Annotated in this window: 20 protein-coding genes and 1 pseudogene; 9 read left to right on the plus strand and 12 right to left on the minus strand. The window is 45.9% G+C overall.

Translation table 11 applies throughout. From position 1 onward, the window contains the following. Nucleotides 1–25: 25 nt before the first annotated feature. On the minus strand, nt 26–1402 hold the full coding sequence (locus AACQ17_RS11935) for a GntP family permease (protein WP_094142984.1): 1377 nt from the start codon (nt 1400–1402) through the stop codon (nt 26–28). A gap of 160 nt (nt 1403–1562) precedes the next feature. Here AACQ17_RS11935 and AACQ17_RS11940 point away from each other — a divergent pair, with 160 nt between their 5' ends. Continuing rightward, the gene (locus tag AACQ17_RS11940) at nt 1563–2096 is read left to right on the plus strand and encodes a gluconokinase (protein ID WP_013856467.1); all 534 of its coding nucleotides are present in this window, start codon (nt 1563–1565) and stop codon (nt 2094–2096) included. Beyond that, nucleotides 2093–3904 carry a phosphogluconate dehydratase gene (edd, locus tag AACQ17_RS11945; protein WP_094147480.1) on the plus strand — a complete coding sequence of 604 codons (1812 nt, stop codon included), beginning with the start codon at nt 2093–2095 and terminating at the stop codon, nt 3902–3904. The genes AACQ17_RS11940 and edd overlap by 4 nt, the downstream gene beginning before the upstream one ends. Nucleotides 3905–3974: 70 nt before the next feature. On the opposite strand, the gene AACQ17_RS11950 is transcribed toward edd, so the two are convergent. Then, nucleotides 3975–4982: a substrate-binding domain-containing protein gene (locus AACQ17_RS11950; RefSeq protein ID WP_094147481.1), complete on the minus strand. Its 1008-nt coding sequence runs from the start codon at nt 4980–4982 to the stop codon at nt 3975–3977. A gap of 321 nt (nt 4983–5303) precedes the next feature. Between AACQ17_RS11950 and AACQ17_RS11955 the strand changes: the two genes are divergently transcribed. Further along, nucleotides 5304–5792 carry a hypothetical protein gene (locus AACQ17_RS11955; protein ID WP_010319103.1) on the plus strand — a complete coding sequence of 163 codons (489 nt, stop codon included), beginning with the start codon at nt 5304–5306 and terminating at the stop codon, nt 5790–5792. A 69-nt stretch (nt 5793–5861) separates the two neighbouring features. Here the strand turns inward: AACQ17_RS11955 and AACQ17_RS11960 are convergent, their stop codons facing one another. Further along, the gene (locus AACQ17_RS11960; protein WP_094147482.1) at nt 5862–6428 is read right to left on the minus strand and encodes a phosphoribosyl-AMP cyclohydrolase; all 567 of its coding nucleotides are present in this window, start codon (nt 6426–6428) and stop codon (nt 5862–5864) included. A gap of 176 nt (nt 6429–6604) precedes the next feature. Here AACQ17_RS11960 and AACQ17_RS11965 point away from each other — a divergent pair, with 176 nt between their 5' ends. The 3 genes from AACQ17_RS11965 (at nt 6605) to AACQ17_RS11975 (ending at nt 10843) form a co-directional block, all read left to right on the plus strand. Next, on the plus strand, nt 6605–8200 hold the full coding sequence (locus AACQ17_RS11965; protein WP_094147483.1) for a sensor histidine kinase: 1596 nt from the start codon (nt 6605–6607) through the stop codon (nt 8198–8200). Beyond that, nucleotides 8197–8898, plus strand: coding sequence for a response regulator transcription factor (locus AACQ17_RS11970; RefSeq protein WP_013856461.1), 702 nt, complete (start codon nt 8197–8199; stop codon nt 8896–8898). The genes AACQ17_RS11965 and AACQ17_RS11970 overlap by 4 nt, the downstream gene beginning before the upstream one ends. Nucleotides 8899–9184: 286 nt before the next feature. Then, on the plus strand, nt 9185–10843 hold the full coding sequence (locus tag AACQ17_RS11975) for a putative transporter (RefSeq protein WP_026027818.1): 1659 nt from the start codon (nt 9185–9187) through the stop codon (nt 10841–10843). A gap of 107 nt (nt 10844–10950) precedes the next feature. Here the strand turns inward: AACQ17_RS11975 and AACQ17_RS11980 are convergent, their stop codons facing one another. Further along, nucleotides 10951–11535, minus strand: a complete 585-nt coding sequence (locus AACQ17_RS11980) for a LysE family translocator (protein WP_013856459.1) — start codon at nt 11533–11535, stop codon at nt 10951–10953. Nucleotides 11536–11640: 105 nt separating this feature from the next. On the opposite strand from AACQ17_RS11980, the gene AACQ17_RS11985 reads away from it, so the two are divergent. Both AACQ17_RS11985 and AACQ17_RS11990 read left to right on the plus strand, forming a co-directional pair. Next, on the plus strand, nt 11641–12084 hold the full coding sequence (locus AACQ17_RS11985; protein ID WP_019280913.1) for an Lrp/AsnC family transcriptional regulator: 444 nt from the start codon (nt 11641–11643) through the stop codon (nt 12082–12084). A gap of 163 nt (nt 12085–12247) precedes the next feature. Next, a pseudogene (locus AACQ17_RS11990) lies at nt 12248–13886 on the plus strand (phosphoethanolamine transferase). A 29-nt stretch (nt 13887–13915) separates the two neighbouring features. On the opposite strand, the gene AACQ17_RS11995 reads toward AACQ17_RS11990, so the two are convergent. From AACQ17_RS11995 to AACQ17_RS12025, 7 genes are read right to left on the minus strand one after another with little or no spacing between them, the layout of a single operon-like run. Continuing rightward, nucleotides 13916–15328, minus strand: coding sequence for an ATP-binding protein (locus tag AACQ17_RS11995; protein ID WP_017047058.1), 1413 nt, complete (start codon nt 15326–15328; stop codon nt 13916–13918). Next, a complete protein-coding gene (locus tag AACQ17_RS12000) occupies nt 15318–15974 on the minus strand; it encodes a response regulator (RefSeq protein WP_013856454.1) in 657 nt (218 codons plus the stop codon). Before AACQ17_RS12000 ends, AACQ17_RS11995 begins: the two co-directional genes overlap by 11 nt. Before the next feature lie 3 nt (nt 15975–15977). Further along, the gene (locus AACQ17_RS12005) at nt 15978–16607 is read right to left on the minus strand and encodes a tetratricopeptide repeat protein (RefSeq protein WP_050990508.1); all 630 of its coding nucleotides are present in this window, start codon (nt 16605–16607) and stop codon (nt 15978–15980) included. 27 nt (nt 16608–16634) lie between these two features. Then, the gene (locus AACQ17_RS12010; RefSeq protein WP_017047061.1) at nt 16635–17432 is read right to left on the minus strand and encodes an SDR family oxidoreductase; all 798 of its coding nucleotides are present in this window, start codon (nt 17430–17432) and stop codon (nt 16635–16637) included. Then, nucleotides 17422–18156, minus strand: a complete 735-nt coding sequence (locus tag AACQ17_RS12015; protein ID WP_013856451.1) for a TenA family transcriptional regulator — start codon at nt 18154–18156, stop codon at nt 17422–17424. The genes AACQ17_RS12010 and AACQ17_RS12015 overlap by 11 nt, the downstream gene beginning before the upstream one ends. A gap of 1 nt (nt 18157) precedes the next feature. Continuing rightward, nucleotides 18158–19657 (minus strand): AMP-binding protein, encoded by a 1500-nt coding sequence (locus AACQ17_RS12020; RefSeq protein ID WP_094147554.1) that lies wholly within the window; start codon nt 19655–19657, stop codon nt 18158–18160. Between the two features lie 10 nt (nt 19658–19667). Further along, nucleotides 19668–20276, minus strand: a complete 609-nt coding sequence (locus AACQ17_RS12025) for a thermostable hemolysin (RefSeq protein ID WP_094147553.1) — start codon at nt 20274–20276, stop codon at nt 19668–19670. A gap of 376 nt (nt 20277–20652) precedes the next feature. Here AACQ17_RS12025 and AACQ17_RS12030 point away from each other — a divergent pair, with 376 nt between their 5' ends. Continuing rightward, complete coding sequence (locus tag AACQ17_RS12030; RefSeq protein ID WP_047687889.1) at nt 20653–21138, plus strand: VOC family protein; 486 nt, start codon at nt 20653–20655, stop codon at nt 21136–21138. Between the two features lie 127 nt (nt 21139–21265). Here AACQ17_RS12030 and AACQ17_RS12035 read toward each other — a convergent pair whose 3' ends face one another. Next, nucleotides 21266–22165 (minus strand): LysR family transcriptional regulator, encoded by a 900-nt coding sequence (locus tag AACQ17_RS12035; RefSeq protein WP_094146839.1) that lies wholly within the window; start codon nt 22163–22165, stop codon nt 21266–21268. Nucleotides 22166–22306 lie beyond the last annotated feature (141 nt).

A 22306-nucleotide genomic window follows, 5' to 3' on the forward strand; every position in this document is an offset into this window, starting at 1 on the left:
TCATAACCTTATAGTAAAACGCTTTTTATAATAAGAAGCTTAGGACAGCGACAATCACAAACGCGATGCTACCAAGCAGTGTTTCCATCACAGTCCAAGTTTTGAGTGTGGTTTTCTCATCCATTTCCATCAAGCGAGAAACCAGCCAGAAGCCTGAGTCATTAAAGTGAGATAGTACCGTTGCTCCACCAGCAATCGCAATCACGATAAAACATAAATCCAACTCACTCAAACCGGTGGTTTGTGCCACAATTGGCGCAATCAAAGCGGCGGTGGTGGTTAATGCCACGGTGGCAGAACCTTGCGCCACACGTAAGCAAGTTGCGATCACAAATGCCGCGACTATGATAGGCATGCCTGTATCGGATAACACGTCAGCCAATGCTTGGCCAATGCCACTGGCGCGCAACACACCACCAAACATACCGCCCGCACCTGTCACAAGAATTACCGCACAGATAGGCGCTAACGAGTCACTGCACAGTTTTTCCAGCTTGTTCATTCCAAAATCTTTGGCAAACACCAGTAAACAAGTTAGCAGAGTCAGCAACAGGGCCACCGGGGTTTTACCCAACATGCGTAAGAATTCAACCAATGGCGCTTTACCGTCAATCACGCCTGCTACCGCAAGGGTATTAAGACCTGTATCCATAAAAATGAGCAGCACAGGCATCACTAAAATTGCTAATACCGTGGCAAATTTTGGCAATTTATTTTCATCAATAATTTGCTCGGTATTAAAAAACGCTTTAGAGAGTGGAATATCAAATTTCTTACCCGCATACAGGCCAAAGAGGTAAGCGCCAAAATACCAAGTAGGAATCGCGACCAAGATACCAACAATCAGCAACAGACCAAGATCAGCACCTAAAAGCTCTGAAGCCGCAACTGGCCCAGGATGAGGCGGCACAAAAGCATGCATCACGGCAAAAGCACCGGCTGAAGGCAGCGCGTATTTCAATGGTGAGCCACCAAAGCGCTTCGCTACACTAAAGATGATCGGCATCATCACGATCAATCCCGCATCAAAGAAGATGGGAAAACCAAACAGTAATGAAGCAATACCCAGTGCAAACGGCGCTTTTTCTTCACCAAAGCGGCCTATCAAGGTATCGGCCAGCACTTTAGCACCGCCCGTCACTTCTAAAATTTTGCCAATCATCGCACCTAAGCCGACCAGCAAAGCAACGGAGGCTAGGGTTCCACCAAAACCAGACATCATGGTTGGGACCACTTTTTCCGCCGCAACGCCGGTGGCAATTGCAGTGCCAAGGCTGACTAAGGTTAATGAAGCGAAGGCGTGTATCTTCAACTTCATGATTAAAATCAGTAGTGCTGCAATCGCACATCCCGCGATTGCTAATAGGTAAGCAGGGTTACTGCTTTGAGTCATCAATTCCATGTTCTTCACCTTATATCACGTATTGTTTTGTTTGTGTTTCAGTTCACAAATCTCTAAGTTACGGGTAACATGTTACCGATAACATGGATAAGATAAAGTCATATTTCCAAGTGAATTTAAAAAATGAGATCCAGCTCAGAATACCACTCAAGGAGTCCGTATGACTGGTAGTAGCATTATTGTAATGGGCGTATGCGCCTGCGGAAAAAGCACTGTAGGCGCGAAACTGGCCCAGAAATTAGGGGCGAAATTCATCGACGGTGACGACCTTCATCCAAAAGCCAATATTCTCAAAATGGCAGGCGGAGAGCCGCTAAATGATGACGATCGCAAACCTTGGTTAGAGCGCATCCGTGACGCGGCTTTTAGCTTAGAGAGTAAAAATGAGCACGGCGTGATTGTTTGCTCTGCGTTGAAAAAAACCTACCGCGATCAAATCCGTGACGGTAACCAAAATGTGACCTTTCTCTTTCTCGATGGCAGTTTTGATTTAATCATGAAGCGCATGCAAGCGCGTAAAGGCCACTTTATGAAAGCGAACATGGTGGAAAGCCAGTTCAATACGCTAGAGCGCCCCGACAACGAAGTGAAAGTCGCTATCGTTGATATCGATACGGATATTGATGAGGTTGTAGAGCGCGCCCTAGTGGCATTGCGCGAGCTCACTTTAGATGGTCAAAAGGTGTCAGCATGAGTACAGCCTTAAACCCAACCATCACAGCCGTCACCGAACGAATTATTCAGCGCAGCCGTACTTTGCGTGATGAGTTTCTCAACCGCGCCAAGGCACAGCAGCACAGTGGCAAGGGTAAAGCATCACTTTCTTGTGGTAATTTGGCTCACGCCGTCGCCGCCTCTTGCTCTCAAGAAAAAGCGCACATTCTCGATTTAACGCGTTCTAACTTAGCCATTATCACAGCATACAACGACATGCTTAGCGCGCACCAAGTGTATAAAGATTACCCTGAGCAAATCAAAAAAGTGCTCGCCCCATTTGGCCACACGGCTCAAGTTGCTGGCGGCGTTCCTGCGATGTGTGATGGCGTAACGCAAGGCCAAGCGGGCATGGATATGTCGTTGTTCTCACGCGATTTGATTGCACAAGCCACGGCACTTTCACTCAGCCACAATATGTTTGATGGCACATTACTGCTCGGTATTTGCGATAAAATTGCGCCCGGGCAACTGATGGGCGCGCTGGCGTTTGCGCACCTACCAACGGCTTTTATTCCCGCTGGGCCAATGTCCACTGGCATTACTAATGATGAGAAAGTCGATGTTCGCCAAAAACACGCGGCAGGTTTGGTTGATGATAGCGCGCTGCTGAATATGGAGTGCGCTTCGTATCACTCCCCGGGCACTTGCACTTTCTACGGCACTGCCAATACCAACCAATTAGTGTTTGAGGCGATGGGTTTAATGCTGGCAGGGTCAGCGTTTGTCGCTCCCTTTTCCCCATTGCGCCTTGCATTGACGCAACATGCCGCAATCCGCCTTGCCGCCATGAGCGATGGCACGGCGCATTTCCGTCCACTTTATGAGGTGGTGACAGAAAAAAGCGTAGTCAATGGCCTAGTGGCTTTGCTCGCCTCTGGTGGCAGTTCAAACCATACCATTCATTTACTGGCTGTTGCTCGCGCGGCGGGTATTGTGCTGACTTGGCAAGATATCAGTGATCTGTCTGACGTCGTTCCTCTTGTGGTGAATGTTTACCCCAATGGTTCGGCTGATATCAATGAATTTGAGCTCGCAGGCGGCGTGCCCATGTTGATGACGCGTCTGAATCAAGCGCAGTTACTTCACAGCGACGTAAAACCCGTGTTTGGTGAATTTGCAGATCAGCTAAAATCACCGCAATTAGTGGGCCATACGTTAGAGTGGCAAGCGTGTACTCAAACTAAAAACCCCTCGGTAATCGCCCTGCCTGATAAGGTATTTCAGCGCTCTGGTGGCATTAAAGTGTTATCGGGTAACCTTGGGCAAGCGGTGATCAAAGTCTCTGCCGTGGCTGAGCAACATCGCATTGTTGAAGCGCCCGCCAAAGTGTTTGCTTGCCAGCATCAGGTTGAGCAGGCGTATCAACGCGGCGAGCTCAATCAAGATTGCGTAGTTGTAGTCCGCTTCAATGGGCCAGCAGCCAATGGCATGCCTGAGCTGCATAAGTTGATGCCGATTTTGGGCAACTTACAAAAAGCGGGCTATCAGGTTGCGTTAGTGACCGATGGTCGTTTGTCCGGCGCTTCTGGTAAAATTCCTGCGGCTATTCACGTCTCACCGGAAGCATTAAGAGGCGGCGCAATTGCGCTTATTGAAGAGGGAGATAGGATCCGCGTCGATGCGGTGACAGGCCGATTAGAGAACTTAACGCCAACCGAAGGCCGCGATATCGCCACCTGTGATACTGAGCTCACACAGCAAACTTGGGGGCGCGATCTGTTTAAAGTGTGCCGAGATAATGTCTCTGCCGCCAATCAAGGGGCTTCGTTCCTCTACCCTAATTGATACAACATGAGCTTGATGTAGCCATTGAAGTGACAAACCCAACCACTTCAATGGCTGAATAACAAGCTGACTACAGGCTCTCGCCATCGGTGACACTAAAGCCTAAGTCGAACACTTTCTGCTCAATCACTTCACCAGCCAGTGCGGACAATAATAGCTCAGCACTTTTCTTGCCAATCTCAAACCGAGGCGTTTCTACACTGGTTAGCTTTGGCGAAATCGCTTGACCTATATCGAGCGCGTTATACCCCACGATTGCAATATCTTGAGGAATCTTCAGCCCTCGATGTGCACACTTCATCATGGCACCAATTGCAATGTCATCATTAGTACAGAAGATGCCATTGATCTCTGGCCTCTCTTCTAGGGCTTGTTCGAGTAAATCACCGCCGAGAGTAAAACTTGAATGCTCTTGAGTTAGGATATGAACTGCGGTTAAGCCTGCACCTTGCATTGCACGATCATAGCCATTCATCCGCAACTGCGTTCGAGTATCAAGACGCGCACCGAGATAGGCAATATGCTGTTTGCCACTATCAATCATCTGCGTCACCACATGATACGAGGCCTGTTCGTGATCCAACCCCACCGCCATATTGATCGGCTTGTCTGGCAGCTCCATCGTTTCAACCACTGGCACACCCGCCGCTTTTAGCATTTGAATGGTACGTTCGGAGTGGTGCGTTTCGGTCAAAATAAGACCATCGACTTGATACGACAGCAACGAGGCAATTTTCTCCTCCTCCTCTTGTACGTTATAACCAAAGTGGGCAATAAGTGTATCGTAACCTCTTGCTTTGGTTACCGACTCAATCCCTTGAACTAAATTGGCAAACACTTGGTTTGACAAGGAAGGCAGAAGAATACCAATCGCCTTACTTGACGATTTCGACAACATCGCCGGGGCGCGATTTTGTATATAACCTAATTCTTCAATCACTGCGGCAATTTTTTCTTGGGTTGCCAATGCGACCGAATTGGGGTCGCGTAGAAAACGGGAAACGGTCATTTTCGTCACACCCACGCGGTCTGCGATATCTTGCAGGGTAGGCCTAGTTTTACGTTGCATACTGCTCATTTTTATTCTGTTTTCCAACTGAATGTTACCGTAACATTAAACCTCATGACGACTGTGCATTTCAATCTTTATATCACCTCGCTAAGCTCATACACACAGAGGCAATGGCGTAATTTGTGTGACCAACTCGCACAATTATCAACAAACTCATTAATAATCCCTAAAATGGACTTGCTTTCTTGCCTCCTCACCCCAAAAAGAGAGTAATGTGAGGCAGAAGCTCTCCTTTTCATGGATCTTTGATTCATCGCAAGGCGCTTTTCCCCCTGCCAGATTAATTAATAGCTTCTGATTTTGAAGCTGCATTCTAAGGAAATAATAATGTCTGATACACCCACTACCGTTGAATATACCGTTGAAACCCTAAAGCCTGTTGTTGAATCTTCCGGTTCTATTTGGGGTTATGTGGCGGGCGGTGTCGTGCTTGCAGTCGTTCTTGGTTACTTTGCTTTTAAAAAGCTCAACAAACCGGCCTTTGTCATTAAGCAAATGCGTAAACGTAACCGCAAAGAGATGAAAAAACATGGTGTGGAAAGTGCCGAAGCGATGGTCGATCTCGATCTTCTACTCGATGCAGTACAAGAGTACGCCACCCAACAAGCAATGAGTGGCACAACCATGGTGCAACTGTTAGCGCCATTAAATGACGCCAATAAAATGAAATCTGCAGGAGATTTCTATCATTCAATGGCCTACATTGCCAAAAGCATCAATAACCCGACGTTGGCTAAAACATTACAGAACAAATCAAAACAGGTTCGTTCAAGCTCGCCATTGATGGCTGGCCTGCTCAAGCGTGCTGGCGTTTAACTGGCACTACTGCAAAACCTGCGATGTGGGTGTATTACCATCACCCACATCTAAAAGCTTTCCCCTCAATTAAGGTTGAAAAGGCAGTGATGAATGGTGCAGAACAATTCGCAGTTGGCCCTGTTCATCTTTCTTAAATGCCCAGCTTTTATCCACCACGGTTTGCTTTCCTTTATTGTCGATGAGCTTAACGTGCCCCATGGTTAAGGCCACATCACCGTTGATGTAGACTGCTGCGTTATCAAAGCTATACTCCTTCCAACCTTTTAGTGCAAAGCCAGAATCTTGTGGGTATTGCTTATCACTGCCGACAAAATACGATAGTGCTCCGTCCGCTTCTGTACGAAAAGTTTGCTCCCCACTGGCAAGCGTAGGTTTGAAAAGCACCGCACCTTGTTGATAGCCATACGCTTGGTCTAACACTTGCTGTGCCAATTTCTTCGCTTCAGCATGACCTTTTTGTTCATAAGTCTGGCTGATCTTGATTAACGCTTCTCCCCAAGCTTGCTGGGCATCAAGCACCTCTTGGTGGTTAATGTTGTTATTAACTAATACGTTAGAAGCTTGAGCGGATAGCGGTAACAACCCGCAGAGTAATAATGCTGAAATAGAAATTCTTTTATGTGTACGTTGCATGATGAAGGCCTTATCTAATTATCTAGTTGATGGGAGTAATGTGGTTGATGGGAGTAATTTACGGCCTCTCGATGAACCTAAACCATGCGCTTAGATTAACTTCAGATGAATATTCTTTACCCAATACCAACGGATCGCTTACTCTGCTCACCTATTGAATTTATGCGGCGATCATTATGTTTCGTTATCAATTATCTCTCGTACTGGCTCTGTTGCTCACCCTAATCTTAGCCCAAGCTGGCACCGCTTTATGGTCAAATAACGTCGCTAATGAGCACATTCAGCGCGGACAGATCTCCAATCAAATCTTGCAAAGCTTTATGCAGTTGAGCACGGAAAAACAGCAGTTGAAAATTTGGCTTGCCGAGTATTTATTGACGAAAGATGGCAGCACGCTCAAACGAGACATGCGCTTTTCAAAGATTGAAGATTTGCTCAGCGAGCTCTATTTGCTAACCGAGCAAGCACAACAACACGGTATCACCAACCAAGACTTTGCCGAAATCACTCAGCAAATAAAAGTCATTTCTCTCTTTGAAACTAACTTTGGACGATTAAAAACAGCGCTTCGATCCTGGGAAATCGCAAAAATCACAGACAATAATGATCGCTGGCTTTTACTCAGTGACACCTTTGATAAAGTGGATAATACCGACCTACGCCAGCTGCTGAATCAAGCTATTTCTCTACAGAAACAACGTACTGCACGCTATGAAGCGGCAGCGATGAAATCATTATCTGATGTAGAAAATGTCATTCTAACCTTATCATCACTGGGGGTAGTCTTTGGCTTGCTACTCGGAGGCTGGTTACTACGCACCTTATCCAAACCGTTAGCGGAACTGGTAAAAAGCACTTCAGCTTTAGAACAAGGCCATCTTAACCATCGAGTATCGGTCAGCGGACCAAGTGAGCTCAGAACCCTAGCGCAGCATTTTAATCACATGGCACAAAGCCTTGAAAATGTGCAGCAAAAAGAGATCGCTTCGCGTCAACTCATTGAGCGAGAAGTTACTGCACGCACCCAAGAACTCGCCAATGCACTCGAAACATTGGAGCAAGCTAAACGCCAGCAGAAAGAGTTTTTTGCGAACGTCAGCCATGAATTGCGTACTCCCGCAACGGCCATTTTAGGAGAAGCGCAAATTACCCTTCGCAGTCGTCAAAATAGTGATGAAGAGTATCGACAAACGCTACAGCGTATCAATGAATCGGCAACCCACCTTTCCTACCGGATCGACGATTTATTGCTGCTGATCCGTCAAGATGAAAAGCTGTTTCAACCGGCTCTTAGCCCTATCACCTTAGAGAACCTATGGCAGTCGGTGACGAGACAAGCCACCCTTTTAACTCACGCGCATCAAGTGCAACTTGAATGCCTTCACCCACAACAGGCAAACTGGCAAGCTCGGATCTTTCATACTGATTTAGATAAGCTACTGATGACCGTGCGAATTATCGTCGATAATGCATTGCGCTATGATCCACATCACCAGCCTATTACGCTCACTCTGCTAGTTGAGCCCCAGCAATTTCATCTTCAATTGCAAGATCACGGTATTGGCATTGACCAAGAGGACCTCGCACAGATTTTCCAACGCTATTTTCGGTCCGAGAACGGCAAACGCTATCGCCCTGATGGCTTGGGGATTGGTTTAACGCTGGCTTATAACATTGTGCAACAGCAACGCGGAACCATCGCATTCCAAAGCCAACTGGCTCAAGGCACAACCGTTACACTTACCTTTGAACTGGAAGAGGAAGAATCATGAGAATTCTTTTAATTGAAGATGATGCCAGAATTGCCAACTTTATTGAGCGAGGGCTCAAAGCAGAAGGTCACCACATTCAGCGACTAAATGATGGGCAATACGCACTTGAAACACTCATAAGCGGCGAGCCCGATATTTTAATTTTAGATCGAATGCTTCCGCACACCGATGGATTAACTCTTTGTCAGCAAATACGTGAAGCCGGTATTGATGTGCGAATTTTGATGCTTTCTGCACTGGGCGAAGTTGAAGAACGGGTTCGGGGCCTACGCATTGGTGCGGATGATTATCTGGCAAAACCTTTTCATTTTGAAGAGTTACTGGCTCGCCTAGATGCGCTGCAACGTCGACATTCTGACTCTGCGCCAATGCCCACTCTACACATTGCAGACTTAACGCTCTGCTTATCAACCATGGCCGTAACACGGGCAGGGCAAGCCATTGAGTTAACCGCCAAAGAACTCTCCATATTAGAGCTATTGATGCATAAACCCGGTCATATTTTTAGCCGAGAACGGATTCTTGCTAATGTTTGGGGTCTCCATCAAGATCCCCTAACCAACGTAGTCGATGTGTATATGCGTCGTCTACGCAAAAAAATTGATGACCCTTTCTCATCAGCACTGATTAAAACTAAACGCGGTATGGGCTATTTTCTCGATAAAAATAGTGGTGAGCAACGCACAGGAAATGGATAAATTTAACTCTTATCTAACAATTAGTTATCTGAGAAATTTAATATTCGTTCCGGTGCACAAATTTGCATACCTATAGTTAACATTTGTAGTTCATTACAGTATTACTGGTCATAAGTTCAGGGCAACCACAAAACGACATCGAGAGTTCATTTCACTAGGTGACTTCTCAATGCCGTATTTGAACCCTCCAGCTGTAGACATAACCACTAACCGAGTTCTTACGCCTACCCCTGCCGTTCATTAAGCTTGCCCACCAGCCGTTTTTTAATTGTTCAGGAGACTCATCATGAGTGACATTGCACTTTCTATCAGCATTCTCTCGCTGGTAGCTGTGCTAGGTTTGTGGATAGGGAATTGGCGCGTCTACGGTGTTGGTTTAGGGATCGGTGGGGTGCTGTTTGGCGGCATTCTCGTCGGCCACTTTACAGGCATGTGGGGTGTGGTTCTTGACTACAATACGTTGCATTTTATTCAAGAGTTCGGCCTTATCCTATTTGTGTACACCATTGGTATACAAGTCGGACCCGGTTTTTTCTCTTCACTTCGAAGCTCAGGACTAAAACTCAACGCCTTTGCCGCACTGATTGTGTTGCTGGGCTGTGTGGTGACGGTCGCGCTTTACTATCTGTTTGATGTGCCTTTACCCGTTATTCTTGGTGTATTCTCCGGTGCAGTCACCAATACGCCATCATTAGGCGCGGGGCAACAAATCCTGACTGAGCTAGGTGGCCAAGAGAACATGCTTGACCTGACGGGTATGGGTTATGCGATTGCTTACCCCTTTGGCATATGCGGTATTTTGCTTACCATGTGGCTGCTCAGAATTGCCTTTCGTGTCAGTGTTGACGCCGAAGCCGAAGAGTTTGAGATCCACAACGGCCACAAAAAAGAGAGCTTGCACACCATTAACGTTGCGATTAAAAACCCCAACTTAAATGGCCTGCTCTTAAAAGACATTCCCGCGCTCAGTGATGGCGATATTGTGTGCTCGCGCCTCAAACGTGGTGAACACCTTTCCGTACCCAAACCCGATTCACGAGTTGAAGTGAATGATTTGCTTCATCTGGTCGGCGATAAAAAAGCGTTAGAAAAAGCACGCTTGGTGATTGGCGAAGAGGTCGATGCATCACTTTCGACACGCGGCACGGAGCTGCGAGTACAGCGCTTAGTCGTCACCAACGAGATTGTGCTTGGTAAAAAGCTGCGCGATCTGGATTTAAAAGAGAAATACGACGTCGTCGTTTCGCGTTTAAACCGTGCCGGGGTTGAGCTTATCCCAACCAGCCAATCTACCTTGCAGTTTGGCGACATTCTCAATTTAGTCGGGCGTCAAGAAGCGATTGAAGCGGTCAGTGGCATGGTCGGTAACGCGCACCAAAAATTACAGCATGTGCAGATGCTACCAGTCTTCGTTGGGATTGGACTTGGGGTATTACTCGGATCTATTCCGTTTTATCTACCGGGATTCCCCGCCGCCATTAAGCTCGGCTTAGCTGGAGGACCGCTGATTGTCGCACTTGTTTTGGCGCGTATCGGCAGCATTGGCAAAATGTATTGGTTTATGCCGCCCAGCGCGAACCTTGCTCTACGAGAAATTGGTATTGTGCTGTTTTTAGCCGTAGTCGGGTTAAAATCTGGGGGTAATTTTGTTGAAACCTTAGTGCAAGGCGATGGCGTCAGTTGGATGGGCTACGGCATGTTAATCACGGGTATTCCATTGATCACTGTCGGAATACTGGCTCGTGTTTTAGGCCATATTAACTATCTCACCATCTGTGGCATGCTAGCAGGCTCGATGACCGATCCACCCGCTCTTGCTTTTGCGAATGCGCTGCACGAGAGCAGTGGCGCTTCTGCGTTGGCATACGCCACTGTCTATCCGTTAGTGATGTGCCTGCGCATACTCTCACCGCAAATATTGGCGTTAATTTTATGGGCAATATAGCGAACGGTTAATATCAGGCAAACTAGATAAACAAAGTGGGTCGCTCAGTACCCACTTTCTTTTGCTGCGTTGATAATGCTCCCACACAGCAACGTCTCACCAAATCTCTACAACATAGGAACAACGGACAGTAGCAGCAACGCGCCCATCGCGCCGTTAAACCAGCGGACATAACTTGGGTGATTCATCCAGTGGCTCAACTGTTTACCCGCCGCAGTCCAAACACTGACCGATGGAATGTTCACCAAAGCAAACACCAATGAAATCAGCATTAACTGCGCCCAGCTCGCACTTTGGTTAAATACACTCACTGCAGTCAGCGCCATCGACCAACCTTTGGGGTTGACCCATTGAAACAGTACAGCCGAAACAAATGACATCGGTTGATACTGCTTCTCTCCCTGCGAAGGATTACTCAGCGCAATTTTTATCGCCAAATAGACCAAATAAATGGTGCAGGCAATTTGCAAGCCTTGTTGCAACATAGGATAACGATGGAATAAACCCGTTAACCCAACACCAACCAATAGCACCATAATGCTAAAACCAAACGTTACACCAAGCATGTGCGGAATAGTGCGCATAAAGCCCACATTTGCACCAGATGTCATCAGCATGATGTTGTTTGGACCCGGTGAAAAGGTCGAAACAAAAGCAAAAGCCACCAGTGGCCACCATTGTGTGTAATCCATCTTCTTTCTCTATTTAATAATGATGAACAAATAATAATGGTATCGGCTGGCAATATTGTGCTTATATTGGTCAATACCACTAATATTGAGCAATAAAAATAAGCCATGGACAGATTTGACGAGAGAATATTGCAAGAGCTACAACTTGATGGCCGAGTCTCGAATGTCGAGCTGGCTGAACGCATCGGCTTATCGCCCTCCGCCACGTTGCGCCGCGTGCAGGATCTCGAGCGTAAGCAGATCATTAAAGGCTATCGAGCGGTCTTAAATAAAACCCAACTTGATGTCGGGTTTGTCGCTTATGTGGCAATTGGCTTAAACAGCCATACGAAAAAAGCGCAGCTCAGTTTCGAAGAACATGTGCGCTACGCCAAGGAGGTGGTCGAATGCCACAACATTACCGGGATGAACGAATATTTGCTGCGTGTCGAAAGCAAAGATCTCAGCGCCTATAAACGTTTTCACGCCGATGTGCTTGGTGAGTGCTTAACGGTGAAATCGATCACCACCATGGTGGTAATGGACTCTCCTAAAGACGAACGGCAATAGTGTGATACGCCACCACTTTTAACGTTCAACAAAGCACGAAGAAATTACCAACCAAGCGCAATAAGACGCATATCACATATTACCCAACTAATTAAGTTTCTTAAGTCTTTATTAAGAAAAGTTCTTTATAGTTATCATAACGTTTATAGTAGAACCGCATGTTATGGAACCCACAATGAAAAATCCTCGCTTCTCATACGCAAGTATTACCTTGTTGCTTGCTCTCTATTTCAGCTTGGTACTCAACATCCCTATTTATGCCAAATTGGCACAGATTTTTTCGGCTGCTGAGCAGTTCAATTGGGGGTTTGCGTTCTCAATACCGATTTTTTTCTTTTTGGCGCTGAACGTTATTTTCCAACTGTTTTCGTGGCCTTATTTTCTAAAACCTTTTTTTGCGGTCTTACTCATCCTTTCTGCTGTGGTGAGTTATGCGAGTTACAATTACGGCACGATTGTCGACCGAGACATGTTGATCAATGTCGTTGAAACCAATAGCAGTGAGGCAGGCTCTTATGTCAGTCTCTATTCCATTGTCTGGATCTCAGCGTTGGGCATCCTCCCTGCCGCTCTATTACTGCTTTCGCCACTTAAAGTAGAAAAATCCATTTCCCGCTTTTTAGGCTATAAAGCGCTATCAATATTGCTCTCTTTACTCGGCATCGTCATTATTGCGGCGCTGTATTATCAGAACTATTCGTCGGTTGGACGCAACAATAGTTACCTCAAGAAAATGATCATCCCCACTCACTTTGTCTATAGCGCTTATGGTCTTGTGAAAGACCGTTATTTTACCGAGCCCGTGGTGTATCAAATTATCGGCGCTGATGCGCAGCAGCAACCGAAAACTACCCATAGCCGTGATGCAGAAAAACCAACCTTAGTCTTATTTGTGCTAGGAGAAACAGCTCGCGCACAAAATTACCAATACTACGGCTACACACGTGATACCAATGCTTATACCGCGCCTTATCAGCCTATATTTTTCAGTGATGTCGCCTCTTGTGGTACTGCGACAGCGGTCTCTGTACCTTGTTTATTTTCCAATATGGATCGTCATAATTTTGATCGTACCAAAGCGGATAACCAAGACAACGTCCTCGATATCTTGCAGCGCGCAGGCGTCGACCTCTTATGGAAAGAGAATGATGGAGGCGATAAAGGCGTCGCGAAAAATATTCCGCAGAAAGAGCTGGATAAAACTGCGCGAGAAGGCCGATGTGACGGCAGCACTTGTTATGACGTCACAATGCTAGACAACTTAGATGAAGAAATTGCCAACCAAACTGGTAACCGAATGATTTTCATGCACATTATTGGAAGTCACGGACCAACCTACTTTAAGCGCTAATCCTAAAGACATGGCGAAATATCAACCTGATTGCCCAAGAGCGGATATTGAAAATTGCAGCGTTGAGCAGATAGTGAATACTTACGACAACACTATTCGTTACACAGATTTTGTTTTGGCGCAGCTGATTGAAAAGCTAAAGTCACTGCAAGCTCAATACAACACCGCATTGATTTATGTCTCCGACCATGGGGAATCGCTGGGAGAAAATGGACTGTTCTTACATGGTATGCCGTACAGCCTAGCACCCGATTATCAAACTCAAGTACCGCTTTTAGTCTGGTTATCTGACGAATTCGCCCGTACGAAAGGCGTGAATCAAACCTGTTTACGTCAAACAGCCACTCAGCCCTATGCTCACAGTAATCTCTTTCACTCTTTACTTGGCATTATGGATGTATCAACCAATGCATACGAGAAAGCGCAAGATATTTTTGCGCCATGCCGCTAAAGAGTATGGATAAAAACAGAAGAGATCCGTTAACTTAGATGAAAACAAACCCTGAAGATGTTGCTGTCGTTGTGTCTCGGCAGCAACTCGACGGTGGCATTATGCAGCGCGGCGATATCACGGCAAATCGACATTCCAAGCCCTGCCCCATCGCCTTTTTCACTGTTAGCTCGATAAAAGTTATCAAATATTTTTTCTCGGGCTTCGTTCGTGATGTTGGGGCCGCTATCAGTCACATTCACTTGAATAAACTGATCATCGCCATGCAACGTAATATCAATGTGACTGTGTACGCCAGAATAGCGCATCGCATTATCGATTAAGTTTTTAAACAACACGCCGAGTAATAGCTCGTCGCCTTGAACCGACAAACTCTGCCCTTCAAAGCTCAATTGTTGGTCGTGCTTTAACGCTAACGGCGCAAGGTCTGCGATAACTTGCTTAATAGAGACTGAGAGATCGACCGTTTGTGATGACAACTCCATAGTGCTTTCGACTTTGGCTAACATCAACAACTGATGAATAAGGCGGTCAGTACGCTCAATACCCTTAAGAATCATGTCCAGATCATATTTCAGTTGCTGCTCATTCTGGCTGAGCATGGCGTTTTCGGCATTTAATCTCAATACCGTCAGTGGTGTTTTAAGTTCATGAGCGGCCATACGCGTAAAGCGCTTCTCTCGCTGCCAAGCCAATTCTAATTGAGCCAACAGTTGGTTGAGAGTCTCCACTAATGGTGAAAGTTCGGTGGTTTGTTCTGTGACGTAAATGCGATCCAACTTGTGGACACTGCGAATGGCAATCGCCGATTTTAGCTCTTGCAGTGGTTTGAAACTTCGGCCAATAAGCATCACCAGCACCAAGATAACGCATGGGATCAGGATCAATTGCGGCAATGCGGTCGACAGTGCAATTTCATTGACCATTTCATCACGAATACTCTGTTTTTCCGCAACGAGAATGTATTCAGAGCCGCGATCAGGATGAGGTTGCGCCAATTGAAAATAACGCCATGTTTGGCCATCAATGGTGACACTGCCAAATCCATCATTGCTGGCATTAGTGCTAAAGGCGGGTTGCTGGCTATCAGAGCTGTACATCAACTGACCATCTCGATAAAACTGAAACAGAATGTACCGCTCATAAGGGTGACCATACTGCGTTGCCATCTCCTTGTTGGCTTGCGAAAGACGTTCAATGCTTTGCATCCACTGATCAAACTGTTGATGAAGATCGGCATTGTCTCCTTCTTTTATAGAGACAGAAGTCGCCATCAACAGTAATTTTGCTGATTGACCTAAGCGCGCATCGTAGACTTCTCCAATTTCATGATGTGCCGTAGAAAAACTGAAGTAGAGAGAAATAAGCAGTAAACTACCGCTTAACCATACAGCCGACTGTGTTAAACGACGTTTAATCGAAAAGACTTTTTTATTTTTCAATCATATACCCCACACCACGGATATTTTTGATGACATTTTCTGGCATTTTTTTACGCAAGTTATGAATGTGAACTTCGATAGCGTTGTCACTGCTGCCTTCGTCCCAGCCATGAAGCGCTTGTTGCAATAGCTCTTTGCTCATCACTCGCCCTGCTTGAGTGATCAAACTGGCGAGAATTTTATATTCATTACGCGTCAGTTTGAGGGGTTGCTGACGATATTCAATCTCCTGCTTGGAAAGAGAGAGGCTCAGATCACCAATCGAAATCAGAGCCTCGGCGCTGCCCGAGCTGCGACGAATGATAAGCCGTAGACGTGCCAGTAGCTCTTCTAGCGCAAAGGGTTTACCTATGTATTCATCGGCTCCACCATCTAACCCTTTGACGCGATCGCTAATATCATCACGCGCCGTTAGGATCATCACAGGCAGCGAATAACCAGCGTTTCTAATGCCACGCAACACCTCAAGACCATCCATATCCGGTAAGGTTAAATCCAAGATCACCGCCGAAAATTGTTCAGTTTTGAGCGCACACGCCACGCCGCCACCTTTTTCTAACCAATCCACCGTATAACCTTGGCGAGTCAACGCCACCTGCATTGACTCGCCCAGTTGTTTGTCATCTTCGACTAATAATAAACGCATACGTTATTTTAAATTCTCCAACAAAAGAGCAATTTCTTGCTGACGCCCAGCATCGGCAATCGCTCTTTGTGGCCTTGCTGGTGCTTGTTGTGCTTGCAACAGGTACTTTCTTGCTTCATCGGTTCTGCCTTGCTCGGCAAGAAAATCACCGTAAAAATAGTTGGCATCAATTCCTGTCGGGTTAATCAGCAGTGCTCTTTGCAGCAACTCTTCCGCTTTAACGTCGTCGCCAAAAGCCACTGGCCAGCCGGGCACTTTGTAATATAAGGTGCCTAAACTTGTGAAAGCCGAGCCATCTAAGGTATTAGGCGCTTGATCGATAACCTCTTCGTACAATAATTTCGCCTCTTTCACTAAAGATAGCGCACCCAACCCACCTTTTACGCCCGCTAATGAGGATTTATTGATGGCAAGCCACACTTTGAGTTCTGGACTATTACTTGATTTCATCTCTAATGTGTTACGCATAATGACACGTTCAAAACAACGTTCTTGATCATCGCTCGACTTCATTTTGTATTGGCATTTGGCCCAATCAGATTGAACCTGAGCTAAAGGGGTGATCGCAAAAGCGGGTGTCGTGCTTACCGCAAAGATGACCAATGCACTGGCCCATTTAAACACAGTTTTCATATGTTGTTCTCCTTGAATTATCACGCTTTAACGGTTCAAAAAGGCAAGAATGGTCGCTTGCTGCTTTTTAATTGCCGACGAAATCACTGCAGGCCATAGTTGATTTAATCGCACCAACACTTTTTCAGGCCAGCCAATCCAGCGAGTTGTTGATTCGCTTTCGAGCATACTAAGCACATGTTGGGCAACAACCTCTGGCTCATCACAGTGGTTGCCTACGGCTTGGTTGAACTGGTTCACCGTGTCATTATTCAGCTCGGTATTGGTCGCTCGCGGCGCTAGGTAAAGTACCTTGATACCCGTCCCCTCAAGCTCACGCTGCATCGCTTCACTAAAACGGTGCAACCCTGCTTTGGTAGCGCAGTACGTGGCATAACCTGGGTAACCAATAGCCCCTAAACTTGAGCCAATATTTAAAATAATCCCCGGTTTATTCAACCAATGTATCGCCGATTGAGTCAGTTGCATCGGAGCAAGTAAATTCAAATGCAGCTCCTGTTGCACTGAAACTGCGGTTCGTCTGGCTAATAAGCGAAACTGGTTAATGCCCGCATTATTGATCACCACACTGATTCGTTTCTGGCCCATAAAAAAGCGCTGAATGAAGGTGTTGATCTGCTCTATTCCTGACTCTGTGCTTAAATCTGCACTCAAAATCAGATGCTTCTCAGGCATGGGTAGCGTTTGCCGAAGTTGCTCGAGTTTTTGACCATCACGAGCCACCAGAACTAGACTGGCTCCTTGCTTAGCAAGCAGCAATGCGATGCGTTGCCCAATACCACCGGAAGCGCCAGTGAGTAAAACATGTCGATGATTAAGATCCATATTGCGACCTTACACCTTGCGAAGCTAAATCTTGCGAACCTGCATGCACCATTGACTCGCAAGGAAGCGGTAGTTCTCGCAGCATCTGCCCATACAGATCAAACACCATGTTTGCAGAGCGGATGATGGCCTCTTGATCGGATACACACTGAATGTTGTTCATTAACGATTCAAAAAAGCGGATGTGCCCTTGGTCAAGTTCACTGTGCGAAGTGAGATAGGTCATCGCCGCATCAGGAAGCTCCAAACGCTGTTTGACTAACCGTGCGATATTCCCACCGACACCCACACTGGTTCCTTCAAGTACCCACACCATACCAAATAAGCTCAACGGGTTGGCGCGATCAATCTGGTGATAGAGATACGCCACCATGAGTTCGATGGAAGCGCTGACGCGCCCTGCGCCCTCATTATGACGCACTGCGTCCACATCACCACCGCACGCTTTAATATCGTTCAAGATCCACTCTTGGTGGCCTTTTTCTTCATCGATGTACTCGGCAATCGCCGTTCGTACCCACTCATATTCATCGCCTAAGCGGCTGCCACATGCCATCAGCAGTGGCACCGTATGTTTAACATGGTGATAAGCTTGAGTGAGAAAACGAATATACATCTCTAGGCTGATCTCTCCTCTTGCGCAGGCATCAAATACCGGAGCTTGCAACATCTGCTGCTGTGCTGGCTCAGTTTGTGTTTTTAAAATATGGAAAAATTTGCTCATTTTAAAGCTCCTCAGCCATTGAATAGAAGGAAGGAATAGAGATAAAAACCGTCTGTGGATTAGTGGTGTGGCACGCCAAGCGAGCCTCTTGCAGTGCGTTTTCAATAGCTAAGCGTTTTGGGCGACCATTAGCGGTCAGCCACTTTTGCCAGCAGTGAATATCGCTCACCAACCAAAGCTGCGTGATGTGTGCGTAATCGGGCAACACGCTATTGAGCTGTTGCACGCGCGTAACAAGATCAGGTAAAGGACTGTCACTGACGGCCGTGAGGCCTGCCTGCCCGTCGCCCACCACCACAAATCGATGGTGTGCAATCAAAGCCAATGCTTGAGATTCAATCCATTCAGGGGCCACGTTACGCCCAAAACTGGTGATGATGAGGTTCTTTTTACGCCCGATGATGGTTAAAAAACCCTCATCATCGATTGTGGCCATATCGCCAGTTGACAACCACTCGTGGCTAAACAGCTCACCTAAATACCCCAAAGCCGTGTTGCCTTTAACTAACAATTCGCCATCTTGTGCCAGCGAAACCTGAAGATGAGACAGCACCTGTCCGCACGACCCCGGCTTATTTTGTTGGGGTGTATTCATACTCACGACCGAAGCACTTTCAGACAAACCATACCCTTCAAAAGCGGGAATGCCGAGCTGGCGAGCTGCGTCAATTAATTGGGGAGCCACTCGCGCCCCGCCCACGGCAACCCAGCGTAAAGGCAGCGCAAGAGCTGGGCTCTGCTTGACGACTTCAATTAATGCCAGCAATAGCGCAGGCGTTAGCACCAAGCTTGACGGCTGAAACTGTTGTAGTGCGAGTGCGAACGTTGCACCACAGAACTGGCTAGAACCGGTCAAACCTACTTCGCTGCCACAGACGACTGTTGATGTCACACCCAGAACCAAAGGAACATACACACCCGTGATGTTTTCTAACAAGGTTGAGAGAGGCAGCATCACGAGGTGACGCTCAACTTGCGCGGACATTTTCTCTGCGATCGCCAGCGTGACCGCTTGCATGTTTTCGTCACTCAAACACACCCCTTTCGGCGTTCCGGTGGACCCAGACGTAAAGGTGATTTTTTGCGTCAAAGGCAACACCTGTGCTGATGGATTCGCCAAATAGACAAAAGCAGGTAGATGGCTGAGCGTTGAGAAAGGTTCACCTAGCGTTGACCAATCACCTAAGCAAACATCAACACCCGATTCATACAGTAAGTGTTCAACCTGTGCCTTGCTAAAGAAAGTAGGTACAGGAACGAGCACTATTTTTGCGTGCATGGCCGCAAGGTCGATGATCACCCAATCCAAACTATTTTCAGCTTTTAATGCAATACGCTGAACCTGCCACTGGCACAATGTGCGTGCTGTGGCTTCCACTTTTTCTAAGAGCTGTTGATAGCTCAGCGCTATCTTTTCTTGTTTGGCATTGTGCCCAATGAAGGCAATGCTATCTGGCTTTTGCTGCGCATGTTGATGAAGCGCCGATAAAATTCGGTTCATAGCAAAGGCCTCACGCTTGTTTCTGGTTTAAATGAAATCGGTTGAGCAACGCCAGCCCCTGCGCCAAATTTCCCGCTAAAATTCGAGGGCTGTGTTGGTAATAACTGCCCCAAATTTGGTTGGCGTTAGGAATGCAAGATGCTGACGCTTTCGCGATCAATGTCGGTTGTAAACCAAATCGACGCATCAAAGCATGCAGTGGATCCGTTGCTGTAAAAACGCACCATTCATATCCTAAATCAACCAGCTGTTGAGCGATCAAAGTAAAGTGCAGCGCCGATAAACCACGACCAAAAGAGGCCAGTTGGCCAAATTCAATCAAAGCACTTCGGGATACTCGGCAATCAAAACGCTGCGATAAAATTTCATCGGCAGGTTGGTCAAGGTATTGTTCGAGAAATAGAGGCTCTTGCTGCGCTACGCGAAAACCACATACGGATTTCATTTCGTCATGATCAAGCAAAGCTAAATAAGCAGGCATAAAAGTAATAAGGCGTGCATCAAACGCTTGCTGATAACGCTCGCGCACAAGGTGTATGGCTTCCGACCAGCGAGGATGAGAAGGATCAATTACGGCCAATTGCAGATCAGATGCTGAGCGTATGGTTTTCATCGGCATTTCCTTTTTGCTTACTCTGTAAACAAAAATAACGGACGTAACTTAAGAATCCCTTAATAAGAGATTTTTCTTCAACTCAATGGATGAGGAGCCGTTGAATATCCGATACCACTTAGCTCACTCGCAAATGTGTGGCCAAATCTGAAGTGAACGATTTTTCTAAATTAGCCTGTCACGGATTGGCTTAGATACGGAAAATTATCATTTTCTACTATCGCCATTTGTATTGGTTCTAACACGGTGACATCTTGCGTTTCGATTATAATTATAATTTATCATTTTTATAATTAATGATAATTTTATTTAATCCATCAATCTCCATATACTCCGATCTATCGAAACGAAGCCAAAAAATCAAAGGTATTAGGAGCGAATTATGAAAATGAATCACGTCGGTATTATGGTTGGCGATATGGATAAAGCTGTTGAGTTCTACACTCAAGCTTTGGGTTTAAAAATCGTTATGAATAATACACAAGTTATTGAAGAGCGAGAGTCAGCGATTGGCCGCATGTGTATTGCTGTTTTTGGTGAGGGTTTCAAAGGTTTCAATATTGCACATCTAGTAACAACTGATGGTATTGGCGTTGAACTGTTTGAAATGAAAGAGCGCGAAGAGCGCCACGAAGTAGACTTCTCTCGCCTTGGTATCTTCCACTTCTGTCTACAAACCGACGACTTTGAAGGCGCGATTAAGCGCATTGAACAATATGGCGGTAAAGCGCGTATGGATATCATGCGTTACCATCCAGAAGATGATAACAAGCTCGCTAAAATGGTTTATCTAGAAGACCCATTTGGCAACCTATTTGAGCTTTACTCGCACTCATACGAAGAAACTTATGCCTCTGATTACGAATAGTCGATCTGTGATGCATTAATAAAATTTCAAGGGCAGGTAGCACAACCAGCCCTTTTTGGTTTCTATTGCAAGGTCAGCTATGAAGCTTTAATGCCAATATCATCTGCTTATGTGAGGTTCAATCAAGTCAAACAGCCTTAAAAGAGTGATTAATAACGTCAATGACTTGCTCATAACGCCTAGCAAGAGGTGAATTAAGTTTGCTAACCAAGTAAACAGGTTCTTGTATATCTTCGGTAATGTTGAATATTTTTAGCTGCTCTTTATCCGCGAACAAGTTAACGCACCATCGAGGAACCACTGTAAAACCAATCCCTTTAGCTATAGGAACTAATATTTGGTGCACTTGGTTAATATAGCTTTGCGTCGGAACATCTTCCAAATCGACTAGACGAAGCAAATCATTGTTCGCTTGATTGACATATGTTTGGAAGTAGTGAGCGAAATCTGGATGACGAACGACTCCCAATTCTATTAACAAGTCATTTATAGGCAAGCTTTCGTCTGCGGACAGTGGCAATACAAGAGCAAGACACTCCGCACCAACAATACGGCTCGCGAAATATTTAGGGTTAGGTTCTTTTGTCACTAGACCTATATCCAGTTTCCCCTGCAATATCTGCTCAAATATACGATGGTTTGGCATTGCTTCTAACTCAATGGATAAGCCTGGATAGCTCACTTGCAAAGAAAGTAATTGTGAATAAATCAGCCACGCGAAAGTCCCCGAACAGCCTATAGTACAGCGACCACGGAAAGGTTCGTCGTGTGCCAAATTCTGTAATAACTCAAACTCTTCTTCAAAGTGTTTGACAGCATAATCGTAAACTTTCCGCCCATAGATTGTTAACTCAAATTTCTTGTTAAATCTCTTTATCAAAGGATAACCGCAGGCAGCTTCTAGTTTATTTATGTGCTGGCTTACCCCAGGTTGCGTCATATGAAGTAACTCAGCCGTTTTAGTAAAGTGCCCAATATCGACTAATGTTTTAAAAGTGTTTAACCAAATAGGATTGAGCATAGTCATAAACCAATAGTTATTAATAAATCAACTTTCAATAATAATTGATTATAAATGAATCAGCATGTCTTTGGACAAAATGTATGTTTCAGATTGCAATATGATAAAACATCATTGCATTAGATTTTGAAACGAAGAAATCGGGAG

Origin of the sequence: Vibrio sp. V10_P2A27P122 (genome assembly GCF_963874335.1) — a bacterium.
In the GTDB taxonomy this organism is placed as follows: Bacteria; Pseudomonadota; Gammaproteobacteria; order Enterobacterales; family Vibrionaceae; genus Vibrio; species Vibrio anguillarum.